The following is a 21865-nucleotide window of genomic DNA, read 5'->3' as shown; positions in this document are numbered from 1 at the left end:
CGCACGACAGATCCGTTCTGCGTCTCCGAAAGCCCTTGGGGACCGTGTTAGATTCGGTCCCCTGCCCCAGCACCCCGATGCGCCTCGGAATCCTCAGCGACATTCACGCCAACTACGAAGCCTTGAGCGCTTCGGTGGAGGCGTTCAAGAGTGAGTCCATCAAGGAGTACTACTGCCTGGGTGACACCGTTGGGTACGGTGGCTCTCCCAACGAGTGCGCCGACATCGTGCGCGATCTGGTCAAAGCGACCATCTTGGGCAACCACGACGCGGCGGTCGCCGGTCGCATGGACTACTCGTACTACTACGAGGCCGCGCGCCACGCCCTCGACACGCACGCGCAGCTGTTGAGCAAAGAGAACACCGACTGGTTGCGCGGACTGCCCTACCAGATCCGGCTGGACGCCGTGGGTGTGCTGCTCTGCCACGGCTCTCCGGTTCGACTCGAAGAGTTCGAGTACATCTTCGCGCCCGAACAGGCGCGCGAGTGCCTGCCGATCTACGACGAGCTCGCGCACATCACGCTGATTGGCCACTCACACCTGTGCAAGGTGTTCGCGCTGACGCGAAACAGCGTCGAAGAGCTGCCCCCCGTCGACTTCGAGCTGGAGCCGAACAAGAAGTACATCGTCAGTGTCGGCTCCATCGGCCAGCCCCGCGACTACGACAACCGGGCGAGCTACACCGTGTACGACACGGACAAGAAGCGCTTCGAGTTCAAGCGCGTCGAGTACGACATCGAGACGGCGGCGGAGAAGGTGCTGCGGGCAAAGCTCGAGCGCAACTTCGCCCACCGCCTGTTCATCGGCGTTTGAGCGCGTAGCTCAGGCTTCGACGGACCAGTCGGTCCCGGCCCCGGCGTCGCGCAGTCGCACGCCGACGGCCTCCAGCTCTTGCCGGAGCGCGTCCGCGCGGCTGAAGTCCTTGGCTCCGCGCGCGGCCGCTCGCTCGGCGATCTTCGCGTCGATGTCGCCGGCCGAGAGCCCGCGCAAGCGCAGGCGGCGCTCGCGGGTACGGGCGGCGTACTGCTCTCGGCTCGCAGCGAGCAGGCCGAGCTGGCGACCCAGCGCTTCGCTGAGCCCGAGCGCCTCGGCGGCAACGGCGCGGGCTCCGCTGACGAACGCCGCGTCCTTGCGGCGCTTCTGCGCCAGATCACACAGGTCGTTGCCGAGTCTGACAATTTCGCCGAGCTCTGCCAGGGCGACGCTGGTGTTCAGATCGTCATCCAGCGCGGCCTGCGCGCGCTCCATCGCCTTGCCCAGCTGCCCGCGAGGCGCGCTAAGCTCGGGCGCGAGTTTGTCCGGCACACCCGCCGCCTCTGCCGCGAGCTCCGCGAGGCGCTCGAGGGTGGTGTACACGTAGTCGACGCGGCGCTCGGCCTCGTCGACGCCGGGGAACACCACACGCCCATCGGGCAGCGACTCGGTGTCGAACTGGATCGGCCCGCGATAGTGCACACCCAGCAAGAACCAGCGAAACCCTTCCGGGTCGTTGCGGTCCAGCACGTCCTTCACCGTCACGAAGTTGCCGAGCGATTTGCTCATCTTCTCCTTGTCGACGTTGACGAAGCCGTTGTGCATCCAGACCCGGGCAAAGTCCCCCTGACTGGGCGCGGCGGCCTCACTCTGCGCGATCTCGTTCTCGTGATGAGGGAAGATGAGATCCATGCCGCCGGCGTGGATGTCGAAGCCGTGGCCCAGGTACTTCTCACTCATGGCCGAGCACTCGATGTGCCAACCAGGTCGGCCGTGACCCCAGGGGCTGTCCCAACCCCACTCTTCCTTGGGCGCGCCCTTCCACAGGGCGAAGTCGAGAGGATCCTGCTTGGTCTCGTCCTTTTCGACCCGCGCACCCGACACCAGCTCGTCGATCCGACGACGTGAGAGCTTGCCGTAGCCCGGAAAGCTGCGCACCGAGAAATACACGTCACGCAGCCCGCCGGGCATGTCGACGACGTAGGCCGCCCCCTCGGCCACGAGCTTCTTCACCAGCTCGACGATCTCGTCCAGGTGGTCACTGACCTTCGGCTCGTGCGTCGGGCTCGCGCAGCCGACCGCACCAATCTGCTCCCGATAGACGTCCGCCATGCGGCTCGAGAGCGCCAGCGGCGTCTCGCCGTTCTCCTTGGCGCGCGCCAGGATCTTGTCGTCGATGTCCGTGATGTTGCGCACGTAGGTGACGTCGTAGCCGCGCGCCCGGAGGTGGCGAACCAACACGTCGAAGGCCACCGCCGCGCGTGCGTGCCCGGCGTGCGGCACGTCGTAGACCGTGGGCCCGCAGCAATACACGCCCACCTTCATGTCCTGCCGCGGCTCGAGCGGCTCCAGGTTGCGCGTGAGGGTGTTGTAGATGCGGACCGTGGTCATTTCGGCCGCGGAATCTACCACGCCCAAGGGTCACGTCGAGGTCCGTCCCGAACCTCACCCGCCCGCAAGCGTGGCTCGGTGGGCCGGAAGCCATGCCAGATCTGACTCCGGTGCCGCGCGCGGCCGAACATCAGCGGCCGAATCGCCAGGATGCCCAGGACGAAGCCACCGATGTGCGCAAAGAAGGCCACTCCTCCGGACGCTGCCGTCGAGAGCGACGACACACCGCTCAGCAGATTCCACACGAACCACTCACCCACGACCAACCACGCGGGGAACACGAGGAACGCACCGAACACGAACCACAGCGGCAACACCGGATTGACCACCACGATGGGTGCGCGGGGGTAGAGCACGAGATACGCGCCGAGCACGCCAGCGATGGCACCGGACGCGCCGACCATGGGCACCACACTCGCCACGTCGATCCCGATCTGCGCAGCGGCAGCCGCGAGCCCGGCGAGCAGATAAAAGAGCAGGTAACGGCGGTGACCGAGCGCATCCTCGACGTTGTCGCCGAAGATGTAGAGGAAGAGCATGTTTCCGAGCAGATGCCCCCAGCTGCCGTGCAGGAACATGCTCGTCAATAGGGTGGCGCCATCGGCGACCGGGTTCGCGACCCAGCGCGCGGGGACCAGCCCGTAGTCCCAGACCAGGGACGCCACCGCGCGCGGCGGCAGGCCCCGGCCGATCAACCAGACCGCCACATTCGCCACGATCAACGTCGTGTTGACGTAGGGCGTCGTGGTCCGGGGATTGTCGTCGCGGATCGGAAGCATGCTCGGGAGACCCGCACCGTAAGTCCCGGATCGACGCCGCGCGACCCCCCAGCCACAACGACCCCGGCTGGCGCCTCCGGCCGCGACCGGTGCTAACGTCGGCCCCTCACGATGCTGGGGCGTTCCTCTTGCCTGTTCGTCGGCCTGTTTCTGGTCGCTTGCGGCGGCGCGGCCTTCGACGGCCAGGTCTACCGCGACGGCGATCTGGCGTTTCGGGTCGGGCCGCGCCCGGCGAACTGGCGCGCGCTACAGGCCGAGAACACCCTGATGGCCTTCCGCGACGACCGCGACGGCGCCACGGTGGCGGTGAACGGGCGCTGCGGGAAGGACGGCGACGACGTGCCGCTCGAGGCGCTGACCCATCACTTGTTTCTCCACTTCACCGAACGGAAGGTGGAGTCACAAGAGCGGCTCTCGCTGGACGGGCGCGATGCGCTGCGTACGGTGCTCTCGGCGAAGCTCGACGGGGTGTCGAAACATTTCGTGGTGATCGTGCTCAAGAAGGACGGCTGTGTGTACGACTTCCTGCACATCAGCGGCGGTGAGCAGGCAGCCTCGGACGAGTTCGAGGGCTTCGTGCGTGGTTTTGCCACCCTGAGTCGGGTCGAAGAATGACCGACAGCTCCGACCCCTCCGACGCCGAACCGACCTCCGGTCGCGTCAGCATGCTGCCGCGCCCGGTCGAAGAGCCGGCGTTCTCTCATCGGTTTTTGGGTTTCCTGGAGCACCTGGGCATGGTGGCGCACATGGTCAACAGGACCACGCGCGCGCTGTTCAAGCGACCCTTCGAAGGGCGAGCGATCATCACGCAGATCGAGTCGCTCGGCGTCAAATCCCTCGGCATCGTCGTGGTCACCAGTGTGTTCATCGGCATGGTGATGGCGGTCCAGTTTGCGTTCGGTCTGCGCAAGTTCGGGGGCATGGAATACACCGGGCGCGTGGTGGCGCTGTCCTTCGCCCGGGAGCTGGCCCCGACCTTGACCGCTGTCATCGTCGGTGGACGCATCGGAGCCGGCATGGCCGCCGAGGTCGGTTCCATGGCCGTCACCGAGCAAATCGACGCGCTCCGCGCCCTCGGCGCCGACCCCTTCAAGAAGCTGGTCCTGCCGCGCCTTTTCGCCTCGATCTTGGTGATGCCGGTGCTCGGCGCCATCGCACTCGTGCTCGGCTTCGCCGGCGCCATGATGATCACGGATTTTCAGTTCGGGATCCCGGCCAGCTTCTTCTTCTACAGCGCGCTCGGCACGGTCACGATGAAGGACTTCCTGAGCGGCATGATGAAGACCCCCTTCTTCGGCGCGATCATCGCGCTGGTCGGCTGTCACTTCGGCATGCAGACCCGCGGCGGCACGGAGGGGGTTGGCAACAGCACCACCCGCACCGTGGTCGTCGTTTCGATCTCGATCTTGATCGCCGACTTCTTCTTGACCAAGATCTCCATCGCACTCATGCCTGGACTCTGATGTCGACGCGCCTGGCCACCACCGTCGGTGCCGCGCTCTGGCTGGCCTCGGCCTGCGGCAACTCCGACGACGCGCACCCACCGCAATACAGCCCGGACGCCGCGGGGGTGATGCCTCGCACCTGTGACGACGTGAGGAAGGGAGAAGTCCAGGGCAACGTCGTCTGGGTAGCCGGTGCGATTGCGGGCTGCGGCGCACCGGGCCTCGTGTGTCCCGTCTTCGGCATCGACGCTTTTGCGTCGGTGTGCGCAAAAGGCACGCCGTTCGCCACCTGCCAGAGCGGCAGGTGGGTCGTGCTGTGTGACCCCGACGCCGGCGTGGTTGCGAGCGATGCGGGTGACACGAGCGACGCAACGTCGGACGCGACCGCCGCTGACGCTGCGTCCGAGTGAGCTTCGAACGCGCACGTTGCGCGTGCGCGCAGCTTGACAAGGAGTTCCTCCCCTCTACTCTTTCAGAGAAGCAGCGTGGCCAGCGTGACCCGAGCGATCCCGACCAAGATTTCGCCGCGGCGCCGCGCGCGCCCGGAGGCACGGCGTAAAGACGGCCTGTTGACCACCGGCGACATGGCTCGGATGAGTCACAACACCCTGCGCACGGTGCGGTTCTACGAGGAGGTCGGGTTGCTGGTGCCGCTCCACCGAACCGGCGGTGGACACCGACTCTTTCCCATGCGCGAGCTGCGCAAGCTGTTGCTCGTGACCGATCTCCGGGCGGCCGGCTTCGCGCTCGAAGAAATCCGCGACATGCTCGAGCTGAAGGGCCGAGCGCGCTCCGGTGCCGGGGCCTCACGAGACGTGCTCGCGCGCATCCAAGAGCACACCAGCATGATGAGCACACGCATCACGCTGCTCAAACGCGTGCTGGTCGAGCTCGACGCGACCAAACAACGCTTGCTCGCCTGCACAGCATGCGAGGACCGCAAGCTGTTCCCGGGGTCGTGCGGAGACTGCCCCGCGATGAAGAGCGCCGAAAGTCTCCCGGACGCACTCGGTGTGCTCTGGGGCATCGACACCTGAGGGGCCCTTGGCGTTACCGCGAGTGTTCACACTGGCCGAGGTCGACGCACTCATCCCGCGTCTGACCGAGCTCGTCGCTGAGCAGATGCTGCGCCAGAGTGCGGTCGAGGAGAGCCTCGCTGAGCTCGCTCGCCTGGCGGGGGGACTGCCCCGAACGATCGAGTCCGCCGACGACGACTCGCTGGATGTGGCCCGTCTCAAGGCCGAGCTACGAGCGCGCATCAAGGCCTACGATGAGGGCTGGCGCGAGGTACAGAGCCTCGGTGCAGTGGTGAAAGACCCGCAAATCGGCCTCTTGGACTTCTACGGCCGGGTCGAGGGCAAGCTGGTCTGGCTGTGCTGGCGCTACGGCGAAGAGTCGCTGCGTTACTGGCACGAGCTCGACTCTGGATATTCGGGGCGGCGTCCCTTGCGCAACGACACGCGCGAACGCCTCTGGAATTGAGCCCATGGACAAGTCCGCAGCCGCGCGAGCCATCGCCGATTTTCTGCGTGCGCTCGGGCACGACCCGGCGAGTGATCCCGAGCTTGCAGAGACACCCCAGCGCGTCGCAGAGGCGTTCGCGGACGAGCTGCTCTCCGGCTACGGCACGGACATCGCGAACCTGCTCAGCGATGGCTCCGCATCGCACAAGGACCACCCGGGCATCGTCGTCGTGTCGAACATCGCCGTCGCCACGGTCTGCCCGCATCACCTCTTGACCTCACTGGGGCACGCGACCGTTGCGTATCGGCCGGGCGCGCGTGTGCTCGGCCTCGGCACCATCGCACGCCTGGTCGACGCGTTTGCACGACGCCTCGCGTTGCAGGAACAGATCGGGGAGAACGTGGTCGAGGCGCTGGTGAATCTGGGCGGGGCACGCGGCGCGTTTTGCCAGCTCACGCTGCGGCACGGCTGTCTGAGTGCCCGCGGGTCGCACAAGTCCGACGCCATGGTGCGTACCCAGGCCAGCGCCGGCGATCTGGCGGACGCGGCCCACGCGCGGGAGCTGGCAATGGCGCTGGGCTCGGAGCCCGCCCAGTGACCCTCGCCATCGTCACCGGCGCAAGTCGCGGCATCGGACGAGCGATCGCCTGCGCCCTGGCTCGACGCGGCGTCGACTTGATCCTGGTCGGTCGGCCCTCCGCCGAGCTATCCAAGCTTCAGGCTGATCTGGCGGGGACCGTGCGGGTATGCGTCGAAACCTGCGATCTCGCGGCTGCCTCATCCGTCGCGGCATCCGGCGCGCGACTCGCCAACGAGCACGCGCCCGACGTCTTGATCAACAACGCGGGCGTGGTCGAGCGAGCTGCGATCGAAGACACCACGGCGGAAGCCTGGGACCGGCAGCTCGCGGTCAATCTGCGCGCTCCCTTTCAATTGACGCGTGCGCTGCTCCCAGGCATGCGGCGCCGGCGGCAGGGACGCATCATCAACGTCGGCAGCATCTCGTCAACCGTCGGCAGCCCGCGGGCGGCCGCTTACGCCGCGAGCAAGTGGGGGCTCGTGGGTTTCACCAAGAGCCTGGCGCAGGAGCTCTCCGACTCGGGGGTCTCGACGCTGGTTGTCCTGCCCGGCTCGGTGGACACCGAGATGCTCGCAGGCAGTGGCTTCGCTCCGCGCATGACCGCCGAGGACGTCGCCAGCACGATCGTGTTTCACGCGCTCGACGCGCCGGCCGCGCACAACGGCGCGGTCATCGAGATGTTCGGAACCTGAAGCGCACAAAAAGGGAAAGGGCCCACCACACCCGCTCTCCTCCTACCGTTGCTGCCTTCCGGCCCTGGCGGGGTTCGAGGTGCGCTGTTGGTGAGCCCACACTGTGCGGACAACGCTTGGTAGCGCAGGGCGAGCAGGCTGGCAAGGACCCGAAACGCGCGAGCGCGGTCGTGCTCGACAGACGCCCCAGCCGGGCGCACCTTGCAGGGACTCGATGCCCACCCGTGGTTTCTCTGCAGCCAGCCTGTTCGCCTTCGTCGGCTCGGCGGCGCTGGTCGCCGCGGCGTTGACGTTCGGACGTCACAACCCCTGGTGGCTCGGCGTGCCCGTGGGCCTGTTCGTTGCGGGCAGTGTCTGGCTCGCGCTGCGGATCGTCGCCCGCCGGCGTATGCGCCGCATGCTCATGACGGGCCGCGCCGCAGAGCTGCTCGAGCTGTGGGGCGATGCGCTCGGCGAGCTTCCGCATGCCGATACCACCGTGCCGCTGCTTCACGCGACCGCGCTCGCGGCCTCCGGCCACACGGACCGCGCACGCACGGCCCTCTCTCGCGCCGCGCACGGCACGGCCTGGCCGGCCGCGCAGGAACATCGGCTGCTGGTCGAAACGCTGCTCGACTCGTTCGAAGGCGAGCGCTCTGCCTCATTGTCGAAGGCCGAGGAGCTGAGAAACCTACCGCTGCCCGCGGTCGACTCTGCACTGCGTGCGAGGGTCGCGCTCTTGCGCGAAGCGGTCGCGGCGGTGGCGCGAGCCTTTGCTCACGAGCCCGAAGATCGCGACGCGGTGTTGCTCTGGGAGGCCGCGCGCCGCAACGCACTCATCCATTGGCCGCTGCGCTACGCCGCCGCGGTCGTCTGCATCGACCGGGGCAGCAAGGAAGAAGCTCGTCGCCTGTTGGCGGACGCCCCCGAGTGGCCCGAAGATTCTGCATTTCGCGCTTTTCACGCAGAGCTGTCGGCTTACGCCGGACCGGAGACCCGCGTAGACTAGGCGCCCTCTTCATGGGCAACCCTCAGCACCCGTCCAAACCAGGCGACGTCCCGGATCTGGACCTTGGCCCGCTCGTTCCTCGTCGGGCAGAGCCCAACGCCTCCGCAGCCCCCGCGGCTCGAAGCGCAGCCCCGCCCAAAGCGGCAAGCAGCGCCGGAGCCCTCGACTACTTCGGCACCGGCTTCGAAGAAGATCACTTCGACGCCGGCAGCAACGTCGCGGCGCGCGGCGGTGCCGCGACCGGCAACTACGATGGGGCCTCGCTCGATCTCGACGACGAGGAGGGTCAAGCCAAGCTCAGCTTGGAGCTCTCGTCGTACCGGCCCCCCGCGCCCGCGGGCAGCATGGCCCCGGCAGAGCCCGCGCTCCCGCTGCCATCGGGCGCCCCCGGAGCACCCTCCCGCGCGCCACCGCAGGCGAGCCTCGCACCACTGCCCAGCGTCGATTCGGGCGCGGTCGGCTTGCTCGCCGGTTATGGACCGGCACCGAGCGCGATCTACCTGGCACCGCTGTATGCCTTCCGCGTTTTCACGCGAAAGCGTGCGCTCGGGGCCGATCTTGCTCGGGTGAACGCCGAGCTCGGGCGGGCCGAAAACAAACTCGACGAGCAGCTCGCGAGCCTGGCCAGCGGTGTGCGCGGCGAGCTCGAGAACGACGCGCGCTTCGGGGAGAGTTTTGCTCCGGTAAAGCAGCTGGAGTCCATCGCGGGCGAGCGCGGAGCACAGCTCAACCAGACCAACGAGCAATTTCAAAACCAGAACACCGCGCTGGTCCAGCAGCTCGAGGCCGTCGACCAACAGCGGCCCCCGCTCGATCAGGAGAAAGAGCGGCTCAGTACCGACGTGGCCGCTCGTGAGGCCGAGCTGGCGCGCGTCGTCGCGAGGCAGAAGCGTTTCCTGATCGAGGCGCGCTCGGTGAAAATGAGCGCGGAGCAGCGGCCTGCGGGGACGCCGCAGGGAGCGCCCGTGCCGATCCCGCCGGAAGCCCTGACCCAGATCCAGGCGCTCGAGGCCCAGGCGGCGAGCGTGCAGCCCGAGGTCGATCAGCACAAACAGGAGCTCGCGGCGACGCAGTCGGCGCTGCAGGCGGTGCGCAATCAACTCGGCGCGCTGGCCCAGCACACCCGCCGCATCCAGGATCACCAGAAGGCGCTCGAGCGACAGTTTCAGGGGCAACTCAAGGCGGCCTCGGCGGGTTTTTCCGAGGCCCAAGGCGAGCTCACCCGAGCGCTCGCGGCCGTGGGGCGACTCTTGCTCGCGCAGCAAGACGGGTTGAGCCTCGATCCTGCAATCCTGGCGGCGATCCGCGCCACCGAGGCCGAGCTTCGACGCCTGAACGAGTCGAACGCCATGCACCTCGCGGCGCTCGATGCCTACGATCGCGAGACCGTCAAACGCGGAACCCTGCTGGTCGGCGGCGCGGCGGCGCTGATCGTTCTCGTGATCGTGCTGCTCGCCTTGCGCTGAACGCCACGAGTCAGAGCGGAATGTTGCCGTGTTTGCGCGGCGGGTTCTCGAGGCGTTTGTTCTTGAGCATGTCGAGGCTGGTGGCCAGGCGCTTGCGCAGCATGCGCGGGTGGATGACCTCGTCGACGAAGCCGAGCTCCGCTGCTTTGTAGGGGTTCGCGAACTTCGCCCGGTACTCGGCGCTGAACTCGGCGCGGGCTTTGTCCGCGTCGGCGGCCGTTTCGATCTCTTTGCGGTACACGATGTTCACGGCACCGTCCGGGCCCATCACCGCAATCTCTGCGGTGGGGAAGGCCAGGTTCACGTCGCCGCGCACGTGTTTGCTGCTCATGACGTCGTAGGCCCCGCCGTATGCCTTGCGGGTGATGACGGTGAGCTTCGGCACCGTCGCTTCGCAGAACGCGTACAGGAGCTTGGCCCCGTGAACGATGATGCCGTGGTGTTCCTGATCGACCCCCGGCAAGAAACCCGGCACGTCGACCCAGGTCACGATCGGCAAGTTGAAACAGTCACAGAAGCGCACGAAGCGCGCGGCCTTGATGCTGGCGTCGATGTCGAGCACGCCCGCGAGAAACGCCGGCTGATTGGCCACGATGCCGACCGGACGGCCGCCGATGCGGGCGAAGCCGACGACCATGTTCTTCGCCCAGTTTTCGTGGACCTCCAGCAAATAACCGTCGTCGACCACCGCCGCGATGACCTTCTTCATGTCGTACGGTTTGTTGCTCTCGGCGGGCACGAGGTCATCCAGCTCCGGGACCTCGCGGTCGACGGGATCACTGACGCGGGCGAGCGGCGGATCCTCGGTGTTGTTGAGCGGCAAGAACCCCAGCAGCTCACGCACCTTGGCGATGCAAGCGCGATCATCCTGCGAGGTGAAGTGTGCGACACCGCTCTTTGCAGAGTGGGTGTGGGCGCCACCCAGCTCTTCTTTGGTCACCTCCTCGTGGGTGACCGTCTTGATCACGTCGGGGCCGGTGATGAACATGTAGCTGGTGTTCTCCACCATGAAGATGAAGTCGGTGATGGCCGGCGAATAGACGGCGCCGCCGGCGCACGGCCCCATGATGGCGCTGATCTGCGGCACTACCCCGCTGGCCAGGGTGTTGCGCAAGAAGATGTCGGCGTAGCCCGCGAGGGATTCGACGCCCTCTTGGATGCGCGCGCCGCCGGAGTCGTTGAGACCGATCACCGGTGCGCCGACCTTGAGCGCCAGGTCCATCACCTTGCAGATCTTCGAGGCATAAGCCCCCGAGAGTGAGCCGCCGAACACGGTGAAGTCCTGCGCGAAGACGAACATGCGGCGACCATCGACGGTGCCGTGCCCGGTCACGACGCCGTCGCCGAGCACCTTCTGATCTTGCATGCCGAAGTCTGCGCAGCGGTGCGTCACGAAGCGGTCGAGCTCGACGAAGCTGCCAGGGTCGAGCAAGAGATCGATGCGCTCCCGCGCGGTCAGCTTGCCGGCGGCATGTTGTTTGTCTACGCGGGCTTTTCCGCCGCCTTCCAGAGCTTTGGCGTTGAGCGCGTCGAGCGTGAGGATTGCTTGTTTGCCGTTCGACATGGGCGGCCTTCGCTACCACGAGGGGCGCGCTCTGTCACTCCGCGGGCACGTCGCCGCGGGTCACCCTGTTCGGCGCTCTAGACCTCGGGATCGAAGTAGTCGACCTCGACCCCGCGCGGCGTGCGGAAGCGGGTCTTGCCGGCGGCCTGCGCCAGCACGTAGTCCGGGCCGATCGGGACTTTGCCAAACCCCCCCGGCGTATCGACGATCAGCTTCGGGAGCGCGATGCCACTCAGTCGCCCCTGCAGTGCTTCCATGATGCGCACACCGGTTTCAATCGGCGTGCGCAGGTGCCCGGTGCCCCGAACGGGGTCGGCCTGCAGCAGGTAATACGGCCGTGCCCGCTGCCGAACGAGACCGCGAAACAGCTGCGCGAGCAGCGCGGCATCGTCATTCACCCCGCGCAGCAGCACGGTCTGATTCATCACGGGAAAACCGGCGTCGGCCAGGCGACGGAGCGCGCGGCACGCCAGCGGCGTCAGCTCTTTCGGATGGTTGAAGTGGGTCATCACCCAGATCGGGTGCATCGGTCGCAGTGCCGACAACAGCTCCGCGTCGATGCGCTGCGGCAACACCACGGGCACCCGCGTCGCGAGGCGCAGGGTCTCGATGCTGGGGATCTCTCGCAGCTTGCCGAGCAGCGTGACGAGGCGCGGGGTCGCGAGGGTCAAGGGATCTCCGCCGCTGACGATCACGTCGCGCACCTCGGGGTGGGCTCTCAGCCAGGCGAACGCCGGCGCCAGATGCGCGAGCGAGCGCGTGCCGCTGCCGCCTCCGACCATGCGGCTGCGCGTACAGAATCGGCAATACACCGCGCAGCGATCGGTCGTGAGCACGAGCGCGCGATCCGGGTAGCGACTCACCAGGTCGGGGGCCACCTCGTGCGCCTGTTCGCCCAGCGGGTCGACGAGATCACCGCGGGAGACCTGGCTCTCGGCCGCGACGGGCACGACCTGTTGGCGAATGGGACAGGTCGGGTCGAGACGATCGGCGAGCGCCAGATAGTACGGCGTGATGGCGAGCGGGAATCCGGTCCGCTCGGCGCGCAGCGCTCCACGCCGCTCGGCGTCGGACAGCTCGAGGTGCTGCTCGAGCTCCGCAACCGAGCGTACGGCGTGCGAGAGCTGCCACTTCCAGTCGGCGCGCCGCGCTCGGGTACGCGGGAGCGCGCGCCCTGCATCGTGGGCGGCTCCACCCTCTGCTCCACCGGACACCGGCAAGACGACGCGCGCGCTACTTTGGCGCGGCAGGTCCTGCATCGAGCTTCTCCAGCGGCGACGACGGCAGCGTGATCTTCTCCAGTGCCTTGTCGTCGATCTTCACGGGATAACGCTGACGCAGATCCTGCTCGAGCTTCTCCTCGGCCCCGCGCATCTTCTCCTGGAGAATGGCGACCCGGATCGTACGCTCGGCCTCGGCCACGCTGCGGTCCCGTGCGTCGGTCTTGCCCGTCATGCGCACGATGTGGAACTTCCCGGCGTCCTTCACCACACCGTCGAACACTCCACCGACCGCGCCGATCTTGAAAACGGCCTCCCGCAGCGGCTCGGGCACACGCGGATTGTCACCCTTCGCGGCCCCTGGCGGGCCCACGATCCCGAGATCACCCGCGAGCTCGGACGGCCCGGTTGCCGCACCCGGCGGGGGTTTCTCCAGCGACTGATCGCGCACCAGCTTGCCCCACTCGGTGGGAGACGCCTTCTTGGCCTGCTCCAGCAGCTGTTTTGCCTTCGCCTCGTCGGAGACCACGATGTGCGCCACACGGCGGCGCTCGGGATCGCGGAACTCTTCCCGATGTTTGTCGTAGTACGCCTTGACCTCGCTCTCGGGGATGTCCGCGGGAGCGATGGTGTCCGTGCGGATCTGACGCAGCACGTCCTCGCGCAGGATCTGACGCACGCGCTCCTTGACCTCGGGCTTCTGATCCAGGCCGCGGCGCTTGGCCTCGGTCGCAAGCAGCTCCGCCTTGATCAGCTCGTCGAGCAGCTGACGTCGACGATCGACGGACTGGTATCGCAGTCGCTCGAACTGATCCATGCGGTCGAGGGTCGCCGCGAACTCACCCAGGGTGATCACCCGGTCGCCGACCGTGGCCAGAGCTTTTTGCGCGAGCTCGGGCGACAGCCCGCTCGATGCGGGCGCGGCGGAGCTGTCCCCCACCGGCTGTTTGCCGATGGCCTTTTCGTCGCAGCCGCCGAGGCCCAACGATCCCGAGATCAGGGCGAGGGCAATCGGGAATCGAAACGGTCTCGGCATGCTGGGGCTTTCGAATACTACGACCCCGCCCTCGGTGCCAGACGTCCGCGGCCGTTGCAGGATGGGCGCCACCCGGCTAGCTATCGAGCCCGTGACTGAACAAACCTCGACTCTCAGGTACCGGCGGGTGGTCATCAAGCTGAGCGGGGAGGCTCTGTCCGGCGGAACCGGCGGTTTTGGCATCGACACCGCCACGCTGAAGTCGACCGCCGCCGAGCTCGGTGAGGTGCACGGCTCGGGAGTTCAGGTCGGTCTGGTCGTGGGCGGCGGAAACATCTTCCGCGGCCTCAAGGGCGCGAGCGAAGGCATGGACCGCGCGCAGAGCGACTACATGGGCATGCTGGCCACGGTGATCAACTCGCTGGCCTTGCAGGACGCCCTCGAGCGAACCGGCATCCCCACCCGCGTGATGACCGCGATCGAGATCCGCGAGGTCGCCGAGCCCTACATTCGTCGGCGTGCCATCCATCACCTGGACCGTGGCCACATCGTGATCTTCGCCGCAGGCACCGGTAACCCGTACTTCTCGACCGACACCGCCGCGGCGCTCCGGGCCATGGAGATCCGCGCCGAAGCGCTGCTCAAGGCGACCAAGGTGGACGGCATCTACGATCGCGACCCGGTCCGACACCAGGGTGCAACCTTGCTACCGAAGGTCGCCTACGAACGCTTCCTCAGCGAGAACCTGAAGGTGATGGACGCCACCGCCGTGGCGCTGTGTCGGGAGAACGGTTTGCCCATCCGGGTGTTCAAGATGGCGCCCGGGAACATCAAGCGTGTTTGCCTGGGCGACGAAGTCGGCACGATTGTCTCCGACGAAGGATGAGCAGAGGAAATTCCTGCGCTGCTAGGCCCCCGCTACCGGGCTGCACCCTCGCGGGGCCGTGGTAGGCTCCGCGCCTCGATATGTGGCAATCCCTGCCTGAGCTTGGAACCGGCGTTCTTTACGCAATCCTGGTGGCCGCGGCCTACACCTTCGCGGTGAGCATCGCCGCTGGCCGAGGGCGACCCCGCCTGCTCGACGCGGCGCGCCTCGGCGGGTACGCGACCTGCGCGTTGATCGGCCTGGGCGTGCTGCTCTTGGCCTACGCCTTCATCACCCACGACTTCCGCATTCGTTACGTCGCTCGTTACAGCGACCGCTCGATGCCAACCGCGTACCTGTTCGCCGCGCTCTGGGGCGGACAAGACGGCTCGCTCTTGTGGTGGACGACCCTGCTCGGCGCGTACACCAGCGGCTGCCTGTGGTGGATGAAAGGTCGCTACCGCCAGCTGCAACCCTACGTGATCGCCACCCTGATGTCGGTCGTGGGATTCTTCGCCGTGTTGATGCTGTTCGCGGCGAACCCGTTCTCGACCAGCATCTCCGGCGCGTCGCTGGACGGCGAGGGTCTGAACCCACTCCTGCAAAACTACTGGATGGCGATCCATCCGCCGGCTCTCTACATCGGCTTCGTGGGCTGCGCCGTGCCGTTCGCCTTCGCGGTTGCCGCCCTGGTCACCGGTCGGCTCGACAACGACTGGATCGTCGGTGCGCGCAAGTGGATGCTGTTCGCCTGGTTGTTCCTCAGCATCGGCAACGCGCTGGGCATGGTCTGGGCCTACGAGGAGCTCGGCTGGGGTGGGTACTGGGCCTGGGATCCGGTAGAAAATGCCGCGTGTTTGCCCTGGTTCTCCGCCAGCGCCTACGTGCACTCCACGATGATCCAGGAGCGCCGGAACATGCTCAAGGTCTGGAACGTGGTGCTCATCTGCATCACGTTCTTGTTGACGATCTTCGGCACGTTCTTGACGCGCTCGGGGCTCATCTCGAGCGTGCACAGCTTCGCGCAGAGCAACATCGGGATCTTCTTCGTCTACTACATGGGCATGGTGATTGCCGTCTGTGCCGGGCTGATCGCCTGGCGCTGGCGCGAGCTGCGCGGCGAATCGCGCATCGAGGCCGTGGCCAGCCGCGAGGCCGCTTTCGTGCTCAACAACTGGGTGCTGCTGGGGATCGCGACCTTCATCGCCGTCGCGACGCTGTGGCCGAAGCTGAGCGAGTGGATCTACAAGGAGAGCGTCACCGTCGGGCCGCCCTTCTTCAATCGTTGGATCGCTCCGGCGGGAGTCATCTTGTTTGCGCTGATGGGCCTGGCGCCGTTGTTCGGGTGGCGCAAGACCAGCGGGGAGTCTCTGAAAAAAGCGGCCGCTTACCCCCTCGTGGGCATGGTCGTCGCGGTCGTGCTGCACGTGGCCCTGGGCAAGTCCCTCGGCTATCCGGCCTTCGTGCACGCCGACCAGTTTTATCCCGGCGTCGTAGGGGTGATCTTGCAGAAGGCCGGCTCCGTGTTGCCGGCGCTGGTCGTCGCCCTGGCGGCCTTCAATACCGGGGTGATCGTGCAGGAATTCGCCCGCGGTGTGGCCGCGCGCCGGCGTTCGTCGCTCAAGGCTGGCGAACAGGAGAGCATCCCGACGGCGCTCATGCGCCTGGTGGACAAGAGCCGTCGCCGTTACGGCGGCTACATCGTTCACTTCGGCATCGTGCTGATGTTCATCGGTTTCACCGGCAAGGCCTGGAGCATCGACAAAGAGGCGAGCATGTCGCCGGGCGATCGCATGGACATTGGCAGCTACTCGCTGACCTACAAGGGTCCGCGCATGGAGGTCGACGTCAGCAAACGCATGGTCTTCGCTGATCTGGAGGTCACCCAGAACGGCAAGTCCCTGGGCGTGATGTCCCCCGCGAAGTTCATCTACAAACGCTCAGCCGAGATGCCAACGACCGAGGTGGCGATGCATCGGAGCTTCCGCGACGACCTCTACCTGGTCGTGGGCATGGTGAGCCCCGAGACCAAGAAGGCGGCCTTCCAGTTTCACGTCAATCCGCTGGTCTCGTGGATCTGGATCGGAGTCATCGTGTTGATCGCTGGGGCGAGCATCTCGCTCTGGCCCGAGCTCGCGCTGAAGGAGGTCGGCGCTTGGGGTTACGTCCGCGCAACGGCCGCGGGACTCTCGGCGGTTGCCTTCGCAGTCTGGCTGGCGATGAGCCCTTCCAACGCATTTGCGGCTGAACGCGGAGCCCGAGCTCCTCCGCCAGCCAGCCCCGTCCCCACGGCGGCCGCGGCGAGTGAGGCCTCGCCACCCGTCCTTGGCGCCAGTTTGGCCTGTGTTGGTGGGCTGGGGCTGGGCCTTGCCGCGGCGCTCCGACGGCGTCGTTCTCCAGAATAGCTCCGGGTGGCCGAAGCTGATATCGGGTGACCCGTGCCGCTGCGCCTAAACGATCTGTTGCCACGCTTGCGCCCCTTTGCGCTGCCCTTGCTGGTTGCTGCTGCGGCGGCGGTCGGCGCGGCCCGCGGTTTGGGTCTTGCTCTCCTGGTTGTGGCGGGCGGAATGCTGCTCTTCGCAATCTCCAACCTCTGGGAGAGCGTTCAGCGCCTCGGCGACGACGGCGAGCTGACGGTGGACGAGGCCCTGGCGCTCGCGGCTCCTTCGGCGGAGGAAGAGAAGAAACGCTCCGTGCTGCGCGCGCTCAAAGATCTCGAATACGAGCGGAGTGTGGGCAAGGTCGGCGATGACGACTACGCCGTGCTGTCCGCACGATATCGCGACGAGGCGCGACGGCTGTTGCAAGCCCTCGATCGCGCCGAGACACCCGCGCGTCAGCGGGTCGAAAGGCTGATCGCCAAACGGCTGGAGCGCGCGGGCATTGCGGCGACAGCGGCGGCGGCGGCCACGACGAGCCCCCCCAGCGACGACGACGCCAGCGACGACGAGGTCAGCGAGGACGCGGCGAGCGGCGACGACGACGCACACGCGAGCGAAGGGCCCGCGACCAGTCAGAACGACGCGGACGACCCCGCGGACGAAGATGATGACGACGCGAACGACGATGGCGCGGACGACGACGACGCGGACGACGGGGTCGTGAGCGCCCAGGCCGGGGGAGCTGCCGCCGAAACCGCGACCTGTGGGGACTGCGGCACGCGCAACGATCCCGATGCACGGTTCTGCAAGCACTGCGGAGAGTCCCTGTCATGAAGCGTTCGCTGTCGGTCTTTGCAGCCCTGTCGTTCGCTACGGGCATTGCGTTCGCGCAAGCGCCGCTCGATCCCGGCGCCGGCGGTCCCATGCCTCCCGGCCACCCGCCCGTCGGAGCCAACGACGCGCCCGCCGAACCGGGAGAAGCACCCGCCGCCCCGATGCCCCCTGGTCATCCTCCCACCACCGCAGGGCAACGCGGCGCGGGCACGGCTGCACGTACGGACACCAGCACCCCTTCGAAGGATCTCCCCCCGGGCACCATCGACGCACAGATCAACGACGCAGAGGGCAAACCCTTGCCGGGAGTGTCCGTACGCTTGGGCATCTTGCGTCAGAGCGTCGCAGAGGGTGACTCGAGCGAGTTCAAGAACGCGGTCACGAACGCCGACGGCAAGGTGCGCTTCGACCGCCTGGAGCTCGGCTCACGCTTCAGCTACCGCATCACGGTCAAACAAGAGCCGGCCGAGTACGCTTCCGCTTCGATCAACCTGCGGGAAGATTCCGGCCAGAGTGTGGTCTTGCACGTTTACCCCGTGACCAGCGACATCCGCCGCACGATGGTGGGCATGCGGGGCTTCTTGATGGTCGAGCCGCGCGACGACGTGTTTCAGTTCGAGGTCCTGCTGCGGGTCTTCAACGTGGGGGCGACGACCTGGGTGCCCGAAGACGTGGTGATCGAGCTGCCGCGCGGCTGGAAGGGTTTCAGCGCTCAAGAAGGCATGGGCGACACCCGGGCGGTCGCCGAAGGAGAGCGCGGCGCCAAGCTCTTGGGCACGTTTTCCCCCGGTCAACACGAGGTGGCGTTCCGCTTCCAGGTCCCGAACGATCACGATGAAACGGTCGATCTGAAGCTGGGTTTGCCACCCCACATCGCGGAGCTTCAGGTCATGGCCGAGTCCGCTCGCGGCATGGGCTTCGAGGTTTCGGGTATGCCACCTGCACAACCGAGTGTGCGAGAGGACGGCCGCCGCATGTTGACGACGGGTCGCCAGCTCAAGCCAGGTGAGCCCGAGATGGAAGATGTCTCGCTGCGCCTCACCGGCATTCCCACACCAGGGCCGGGCCGCTGGTACGCCGCCGGGATCGCAGCTGCCCTCGCGGCGCTCGGCTTGATGCTCACGGCGCAGAACGGCAAAGAGAAGCCTTCGCTCAAGTCGCTGCCGGAGAAGGACATCAGTCGCGCGCGCAACCTGCTCTTGGACGAGCTCGTTGCGCTCGAGCAAGCACACCGCAACAAAGACATCGGCCCGCGCACCTACGAGTCTGCACGAAGGGCGCTGGTGAACGCCCTCGCGCGTCTCGAGGTCGACCGCCCGACACCGACGGGGCGCGTCTCGAAGAAGCGCGCACGGGCGCACTGACCGCCTCCGCAGGCAGGTCGCAGCGTCTCCGCGCACCGAACAAGGCGTGGTGGGTCGGGCGCGCGAGCGCTCGTTAGCCCGCGCAATGGACGCACCCGTCTCCACAGGCTGGGGACAACCTCCTGAAAAGGCTGAGGAAGACGTCCTGTTTGATCCTGTGCATTTCCTTGCCCGGATCCCTTATCCACACCCGCCTACATAGTCGCCAGCGGTCGTTTCCCCAGGAGACCCCGGGATTAGCTTTGTAATTCCTGGCGGTTCCGAAGTTTCCCCCATTCTCCACAGGCCCTACTGCTTCGACTCCTAGATCTATTTCTTAAGAAAGAGAGAGAAGAGAGGCCGACCCCAGGCCCTGGAACCCCCTGTGGAAAACCTGGGCACAGAAAACCCGCGCATTCCTGGCGCTCTCGCCTAGCGCCCTGGCACGGACGCAGGTAGGACCGCCCGACCATGCAGGTCGTGGTCAGCAAAAAAGATCTCCTGCGCGTCCTCGGGCGCTGTCAGGGCGTAGCGGACAAAAAAAGTACGATGCCTGTCCTGGGCAACGTGCTGCTCGAGGTCTCGGGACCCGATCAACTTCGGCTCGCCGCGACGGACTTGTACCTCGCAGTCAGCGGAACGATCAAAGCCCGGGTCGACAAGGGTGGCTCCATCGCGGTGGGTGCGCGCGACTTGTTCGAACGCGTGAAGATGATGCCCGAGGGGCAGATCTCGATCACGACCACCGAGGGCGCGGCCACCACGATCCGCTCGGTCGGCTCCGCGCGTCGCTACACGGTGCACGGCATCCCCGGAGAAGAGTTCCCGGCGCTGCCGCAGCTCGACGAAAAGACACAGCTCCTGTCCCTCGACGTCGACACACTCTCGCAGCTGATCGCGGCGACGCAGTTCTCGGTCTCGACGGACGAAACGCGACTGCACCTGAACAGCGCGCTCTTCGAGTGGGAAGGCGATCGCGTCCGGATGGTTTCCACCGATGGGCACCGGCTGTCGAAAATAGAGATCCAGGTGCCTGGCAAAGAGCCAGCGCGTCGCTCCTGATTCCACTCAAGGGCGTGCTCGAGCTCAAGCGTCTGTGCGACGAGGCCAAGGGTGAAGCCGGCAAGTCCGACGACGCGGATGCCAACACGATCAAGCTGGCCCAGAGCGGCCCCAACGCCTTTTTCCAGCTGGCCGGCTTCCGTTTCAGCGTGAAGCTCGTGGACGCGCAGTTCCCGCCCTACAGCCAGGTCATCCCCGAGGCCACCGAGAAGGCCGTGCGAGTGCCCCGGCTCGCGTTTTCGGATGCACTGAAGGCCGTGGCCCTGGCCGCGAGTGATCGCACCGGAGGCGTCAAGCTGACGCTCGAGGGAGGCAAGGTACGCTTCGAGTCCGAGAGCCCCGAGAGCGGCGAGGGTTTCGACGAGATCCCCATCGACTTCGAGGGCGGGCCGATGACCATCGGCTTCAACGCGCGGTACTTCCTCGACGTGCTCGGCGCCATCGACGACGACGAGGTCATCCTCGGCATCAGCGGCGAGCTGGATCCGGCGGTGGTCAAGCCCGCCACCGAGAGCACCAAGAAGAGCTACCTCGCCGTCGTCATGCCGATGCGGATCTGAGTGACCGCCGAGCTCCGCTTCGAACGGATCAGCGTCCGCGGATTCCGCAACATCTCGACCGCCGAGCTCGAGCCAGCCCCGCGCCTCAACGTTGTCGCTGGCGACAACGGGCACGGCAAGACCAGCCTGCTCGAGGCGCTGTACGTGCTCTCCACCAGCCGCAGCTTCCGCGCAGAGAAGAACGCCGAGGTCATCCAGCACGGCAGCGAGACGGCGGTGCTGTCGGCGAAGATCCGTGATGCGGGCCTCCTGCGCGAGCAGCGAGCCGCGCTCGGGCCGAAGAGCCGCGGGTTTTTCGCCGATGGAAAGCGCATCCAGCGGCTCGCGGACTACGCCGTGAAGACACCGGTCGTGGTCTTTCATCCCGGTGATCTGGCGCTCGCCAACGGGCCAGCGCTCGGCCGCCGCACCTTGCTCGATCGTGTGGCGTTGTTCCTCGAGCCCCTCAGCGCGGAGCACCGCCTGCGTTACACCGAGGCCCTGCGGGAGCGTCAGCGGGCGCTGGACGAGCGTGGGCCACGCGCCGCGGAGCTCGATGCTTACGAGGTCATCTTGGCCGAGCACGGCTCGGCGCTATCTCGCATTCGCGTTCGCACGGCGGCCCGCCTCGAGGAGGCGCTGACTCCGGCCTTCACCCGCATGGCGGCGCCGAAGCTGGAGCTGTCGGTGCGGCTGATCAGCGCCGGCTGCTCGGAGGTCGAAGACTTTCGTCGCGCACTCGCCGAGGCGCGGGCCATCGACGTGCGGCGCGGGAGCGCGAGCTTCGGCCCGCAGCGCGACGATCTCGAGCTCACGGTCGACGGCCGCTCGGCGCGTCGCCACGCTTCTCAAGGCCAGCAGCGCGTGCTCTCGCTGGCGCTGAAGGTCGCGGAGCTCGATTGTGTGCGCCAGGCTCGCGGCGCGCACCCCATCCTCCTGCTCGACGACGTCTCCAGTGAGCTCGATGCACAGCGATTCGAAGCCGTGTTCACGCTGCTCCAAGGCATGCCGAGCCAGGTCTTCGTGACGACCCCGCGCCCCGAGCTGTTTGCCGTGCCCGGGCTCGAGCCAGCCGATCGGGCAGATTTCTCCGTGGTCGACGGCGCCATCCAACAGCTTGCGCGATAGCCACCCCGAAGGCGTCGCCCGCGGGGCCCTGAAAGCGCCGCAAACGGGGCCCAGAAATGGCCCCAATTTTTGCGCCGGCCCGAGCGCGGATCCAGCTGAATTTCCCCTGGCTCAGCCTTGCTCGGAGGGTGCGGAAGGGGTATACCAATCGGGCTCGTTTTGGCCCAGGCCGA

The 21865-nt window shown here is 66.9% G+C and carries 20 protein-coding genes, 1 other RNA gene and 1 pseudogene; 16 read left to right on the top strand and 6 right to left on the bottom strand.

Annotated features, from left to right (window positions below):
• Positions 1-77 precede the first annotated feature (77 nt).
• Positions 78-815: a metallophosphoesterase family protein gene (locus tag IPI67_00660; protein ID MBK7578688.1), complete on the top strand. Its 738-nt coding sequence runs from the start codon at positions 78-80 to the stop codon at positions 813-815.
• A 9-nt stretch (positions 816-824) separates the two neighbouring features.
• Here IPI67_00660 and IPI67_00655 read toward each other — a convergent pair whose 3' ends face one another.
• Together IPI67_00655 and IPI67_00650 are read right to left on the bottom strand one after the other, a co-directional pair.
• Positions 825-2366, bottom strand: a complete 1542-nt coding sequence (locus IPI67_00655; GenBank protein ID MBK7578687.1) for a cysteine--tRNA ligase — start codon at positions 2364-2366, stop codon at positions 825-827.
• A gap of 14 nt (positions 2367-2380) precedes the next feature.
• Positions 2381-3145, bottom strand: a complete 765-nt coding sequence (locus tag IPI67_00650) for a rhomboid family intramembrane serine protease (protein ID MBK7578686.1) — start codon at positions 3143-3145, stop codon at positions 2381-2383.
• A gap of 111 nt (positions 3146-3256) precedes the next feature.
• Between IPI67_00650 and IPI67_00645 the strand changes: the two genes are divergently transcribed.
• From IPI67_00645 to IPI67_00615, 7 genes are all read left to right on the top strand, one after another.
• On the top strand, positions 3257-3760 hold the full coding sequence (locus IPI67_00645) for a hypothetical protein (protein MBK7578685.1): 504 nt from the start codon (positions 3257-3259) through the stop codon (positions 3758-3760).
• On the top strand, positions 3757-4608 hold the full coding sequence (locus IPI67_00640; protein ID MBK7578684.1) for an ABC transporter permease: 852 nt from the start codon (positions 3757-3759) through the stop codon (positions 4606-4608). Before IPI67_00645 ends, IPI67_00640 begins: the two co-directional genes overlap by 4 nt.
• Positions 4608-5000, top strand: a complete 393-nt coding sequence (locus IPI67_00635) for a hypothetical protein (protein ID MBK7578683.1) — start codon at positions 4608-4610, stop codon at positions 4998-5000. The genes IPI67_00640 and IPI67_00635 overlap by 1 nt, the downstream gene beginning before the upstream one ends.
• A gap of 84 nt (positions 5001-5084) precedes the next feature.
• Positions 5085-5627, top strand: a complete 543-nt coding sequence (locus tag IPI67_00630; GenBank protein ID MBK7578682.1) for a MerR family transcriptional regulator — start codon at positions 5085-5087, stop codon at positions 5625-5627.
• A 7-nt stretch (positions 5628-5634) separates the two neighbouring features.
• A complete protein-coding gene (locus IPI67_00625; GenBank protein ID MBK7578681.1) occupies positions 5635-6072 on the top strand; it encodes a DUF2203 domain-containing protein in 438 nt (145 codons plus the stop codon).
• 4 nt (positions 6073-6076) lie between these two features.
• The gene (locus IPI67_00620) at positions 6077-6652 is read left to right on the top strand and encodes a GTP cyclohydrolase I (GenBank protein MBK7578680.1); all 576 of its coding nucleotides are present in this window, start codon (positions 6077-6079) and stop codon (positions 6650-6652) included.
• Positions 6649-7326, top strand: a complete 678-nt coding sequence (locus IPI67_00615; protein ID MBK7578679.1) for an SDR family oxidoreductase — start codon at positions 6649-6651, stop codon at positions 7324-7326. The genes IPI67_00620 and IPI67_00615 overlap by 4 nt, the downstream gene beginning before the upstream one ends.
• Positions 7327-7338: 12 nt before the next feature.
• Here IPI67_00615 and ffs read toward each other — a convergent pair.
• An RNA gene (gene ffs / locus IPI67_00610) (signal recognition particle sRNA small type) lies at positions 7339-7427 on the bottom strand.
• Positions 7428-7540: 113 nt separating this feature from the next.
• On the opposite strand from ffs, the gene IPI67_00605 reads away from it, so the two are divergent.
• Positions 7541-8314: a hypothetical protein gene (locus IPI67_00605; protein MBK7578678.1), complete on the top strand. Its 774-nt coding sequence runs from the start codon at positions 7541-7543 to the stop codon at positions 8312-8314.
• 11 nt (positions 8315-8325) lie between these two features.
• The gene (locus tag IPI67_00600) at positions 8326-9780 is read left to right on the top strand and encodes a hypothetical protein (GenBank protein ID MBK7578677.1); all 1455 of its coding nucleotides are present in this window, start codon (positions 8326-8328) and stop codon (positions 9778-9780) included.
• A 10-nt stretch (positions 9781-9790) separates the two neighbouring features.
• Here IPI67_00600 and IPI67_00595 read toward each other — a convergent pair whose 3' ends face one another.
• The 3 genes from IPI67_00595 to IPI67_00585 form a co-directional block, all read right to left on the bottom strand.
• Positions 9791-11344 (bottom strand): acyl-CoA carboxylase subunit beta, encoded by a 1554-nt coding sequence (locus tag IPI67_00595; GenBank protein MBK7578676.1) that lies wholly within the window; start codon positions 11342-11344, stop codon positions 9791-9793.
• Positions 11345-11421: 77 nt separating this feature from the next.
• Complete coding sequence (locus tag IPI67_00590; GenBank protein MBK7578675.1) at positions 11422-12603, bottom strand: KamA family radical SAM protein; 1182 nt, start codon at positions 12601-12603, stop codon at positions 11422-11424.
• Positions 12578-13600, bottom strand: a complete 1023-nt coding sequence (locus tag IPI67_00585) for a peptidyl-prolyl cis-trans isomerase (GenBank protein ID MBK7578674.1) — start codon at positions 13598-13600, stop codon at positions 12578-12580. Before IPI67_00585 ends, IPI67_00590 begins: the two co-directional genes overlap by 26 nt.
• Before the next feature lie 61 nt (positions 13601-13661).
• Between IPI67_00585 and IPI67_00580 the strand changes: the two genes are divergently transcribed.
• The 6 genes and pseudogenes from IPI67_00580 (at position 13662) to recF (ending at position 21692) form a co-directional block, all read left to right on the top strand.
• Positions 13662-14426 (top strand): UMP kinase, encoded by a 765-nt coding sequence (locus tag IPI67_00580; protein MBK7578673.1) that lies wholly within the window; start codon positions 13662-13664, stop codon positions 14424-14426.
• Between the two features lie 80 nt (positions 14427-14506).
• The gene (locus IPI67_00575) at positions 14507-16810 is read left to right on the top strand and encodes a heme lyase CcmF/NrfE family subunit (GenBank protein ID MBK7578672.1); all 2304 of its coding nucleotides are present in this window, start codon (positions 14507-14509) and stop codon (positions 16808-16810) included.
• A 33-nt stretch (positions 16811-16843) separates the two neighbouring features.
• Positions 16844-17620, top strand: coding sequence for a zinc ribbon domain-containing protein (locus IPI67_00570; GenBank protein ID MBK7578671.1), 777 nt, complete (start codon positions 16844-16846; stop codon positions 17618-17620).
• A complete protein-coding gene (locus tag IPI67_00565) occupies positions 17617-18984 on the top strand; it encodes a carboxypeptidase regulatory-like domain-containing protein (GenBank protein ID MBK7578670.1) in 1368 nt (455 codons plus the stop codon). The genes IPI67_00570 and IPI67_00565 overlap by 4 nt, the downstream gene beginning before the upstream one ends.
• A 450-nt stretch (positions 18985-19434) precedes the next feature.
• Positions 19435-20585: pseudogene (gene dnaN / locus IPI67_00560) on the top strand (DNA polymerase III subunit beta).
• The gene (gene recF, locus IPI67_00555; protein MBK7578669.1) at positions 20586-21692 is read left to right on the top strand and encodes a DNA replication and repair protein RecF; all 1107 of its coding nucleotides are present in this window, start codon (positions 20586-20588) and stop codon (positions 21690-21692) included.
• The last annotated feature ends 173 nt before the right edge of the window (positions 21693-21865 follow it).

This window comes from Myxococcales bacterium (assembly GCA_016706225.1).
GTDB lineage: Bacteria > Myxococcota_A > Polyangia > Polyangiales > Polyangiaceae > JADJKB01.
This window is presented reverse-complemented; position numbering and strand designations above follow the sequence as displayed.

Coding starts and splice junctions, on each gene's coding strand:
- IPI67_00660 (MBK7578688.1), top strand. CDS start 78: ATGCGCCTCGGAATCCTCAGCGACATTCACGCCAACTACGAAGCCTTG.
- IPI67_00655 (MBK7578687.1), bottom strand. CDS start 2,366: ATGACCACGGTCCGCATCTACAACACCCTCACGCGCAACCTGGAGCCG.
- IPI67_00650 (MBK7578686.1), bottom strand. CDS start 3,145: ATGCTTCCGATCCGCGACGACAATCCCCGGACCACGACGCCCTACGTC.
- IPI67_00645 (MBK7578685.1), top strand. CDS start 3,257: ATGCTGGGGCGTTCCTCTTGCCTGTTCGTCGGCCTGTTTCTGGTCGCT.
- IPI67_00640 (MBK7578684.1), top strand. CDS start 3,757: ATGACCGACAGCTCCGACCCCTCCGACGCCGAACCGACCTCCGGTCGC.
- IPI67_00635 (MBK7578683.1), top strand. CDS start 4,608: ATGTCGACGCGCCTGGCCACCACCGTCGGTGCCGCGCTCTGGCTGGCC.
- IPI67_00620 (MBK7578680.1), top strand. CDS start 6,077: ATGGACAAGTCCGCAGCCGCGCGAGCCATCGCCGATTTTCTGCGTGCG.
- IPI67_00605 (MBK7578678.1), top strand. CDS start 7,541: ATGCCCACCCGTGGTTTCTCTGCAGCCAGCCTGTTCGCCTTCGTCGGC.
- IPI67_00600 (MBK7578677.1), top strand. CDS start 8,326: ATGGGCAACCCTCAGCACCCGTCCAAACCAGGCGACGTCCCGGATCTG.
- IPI67_00595 (MBK7578676.1), bottom strand. CDS start 11,344: ATGTCGAACGGCAAACAAGCAATCCTCACGCTCGACGCGCTCAACGCC.
- IPI67_00590 (MBK7578675.1), bottom strand. CDS start 12,603: ATGCAGGACCTGCCGCGCCAAAGTAGCGCGCGCGTCGTCTTGCCGGTG.
- IPI67_00585 (MBK7578674.1), bottom strand. CDS start 13,600: ATGCCGAGACCGTTTCGATTCCCGATTGCCCTCGCCCTGATCTCGGGA.
- IPI67_00580 (MBK7578673.1), top strand. CDS start 13,662: ATGGGCGCCACCCGGCTAGCTATCGAGCCCGTGACTGAACAAACCTCG.
- IPI67_00575 (MBK7578672.1), top strand. CDS start 14,507: ATGTGGCAATCCCTGCCTGAGCTTGGAACCGGCGTTCTTTACGCAATC.
- IPI67_00565 (MBK7578670.1), top strand. CDS start 17,617: ATGAAGCGTTCGCTGTCGGTCTTTGCAGCCCTGTCGTTCGCTACGGGC.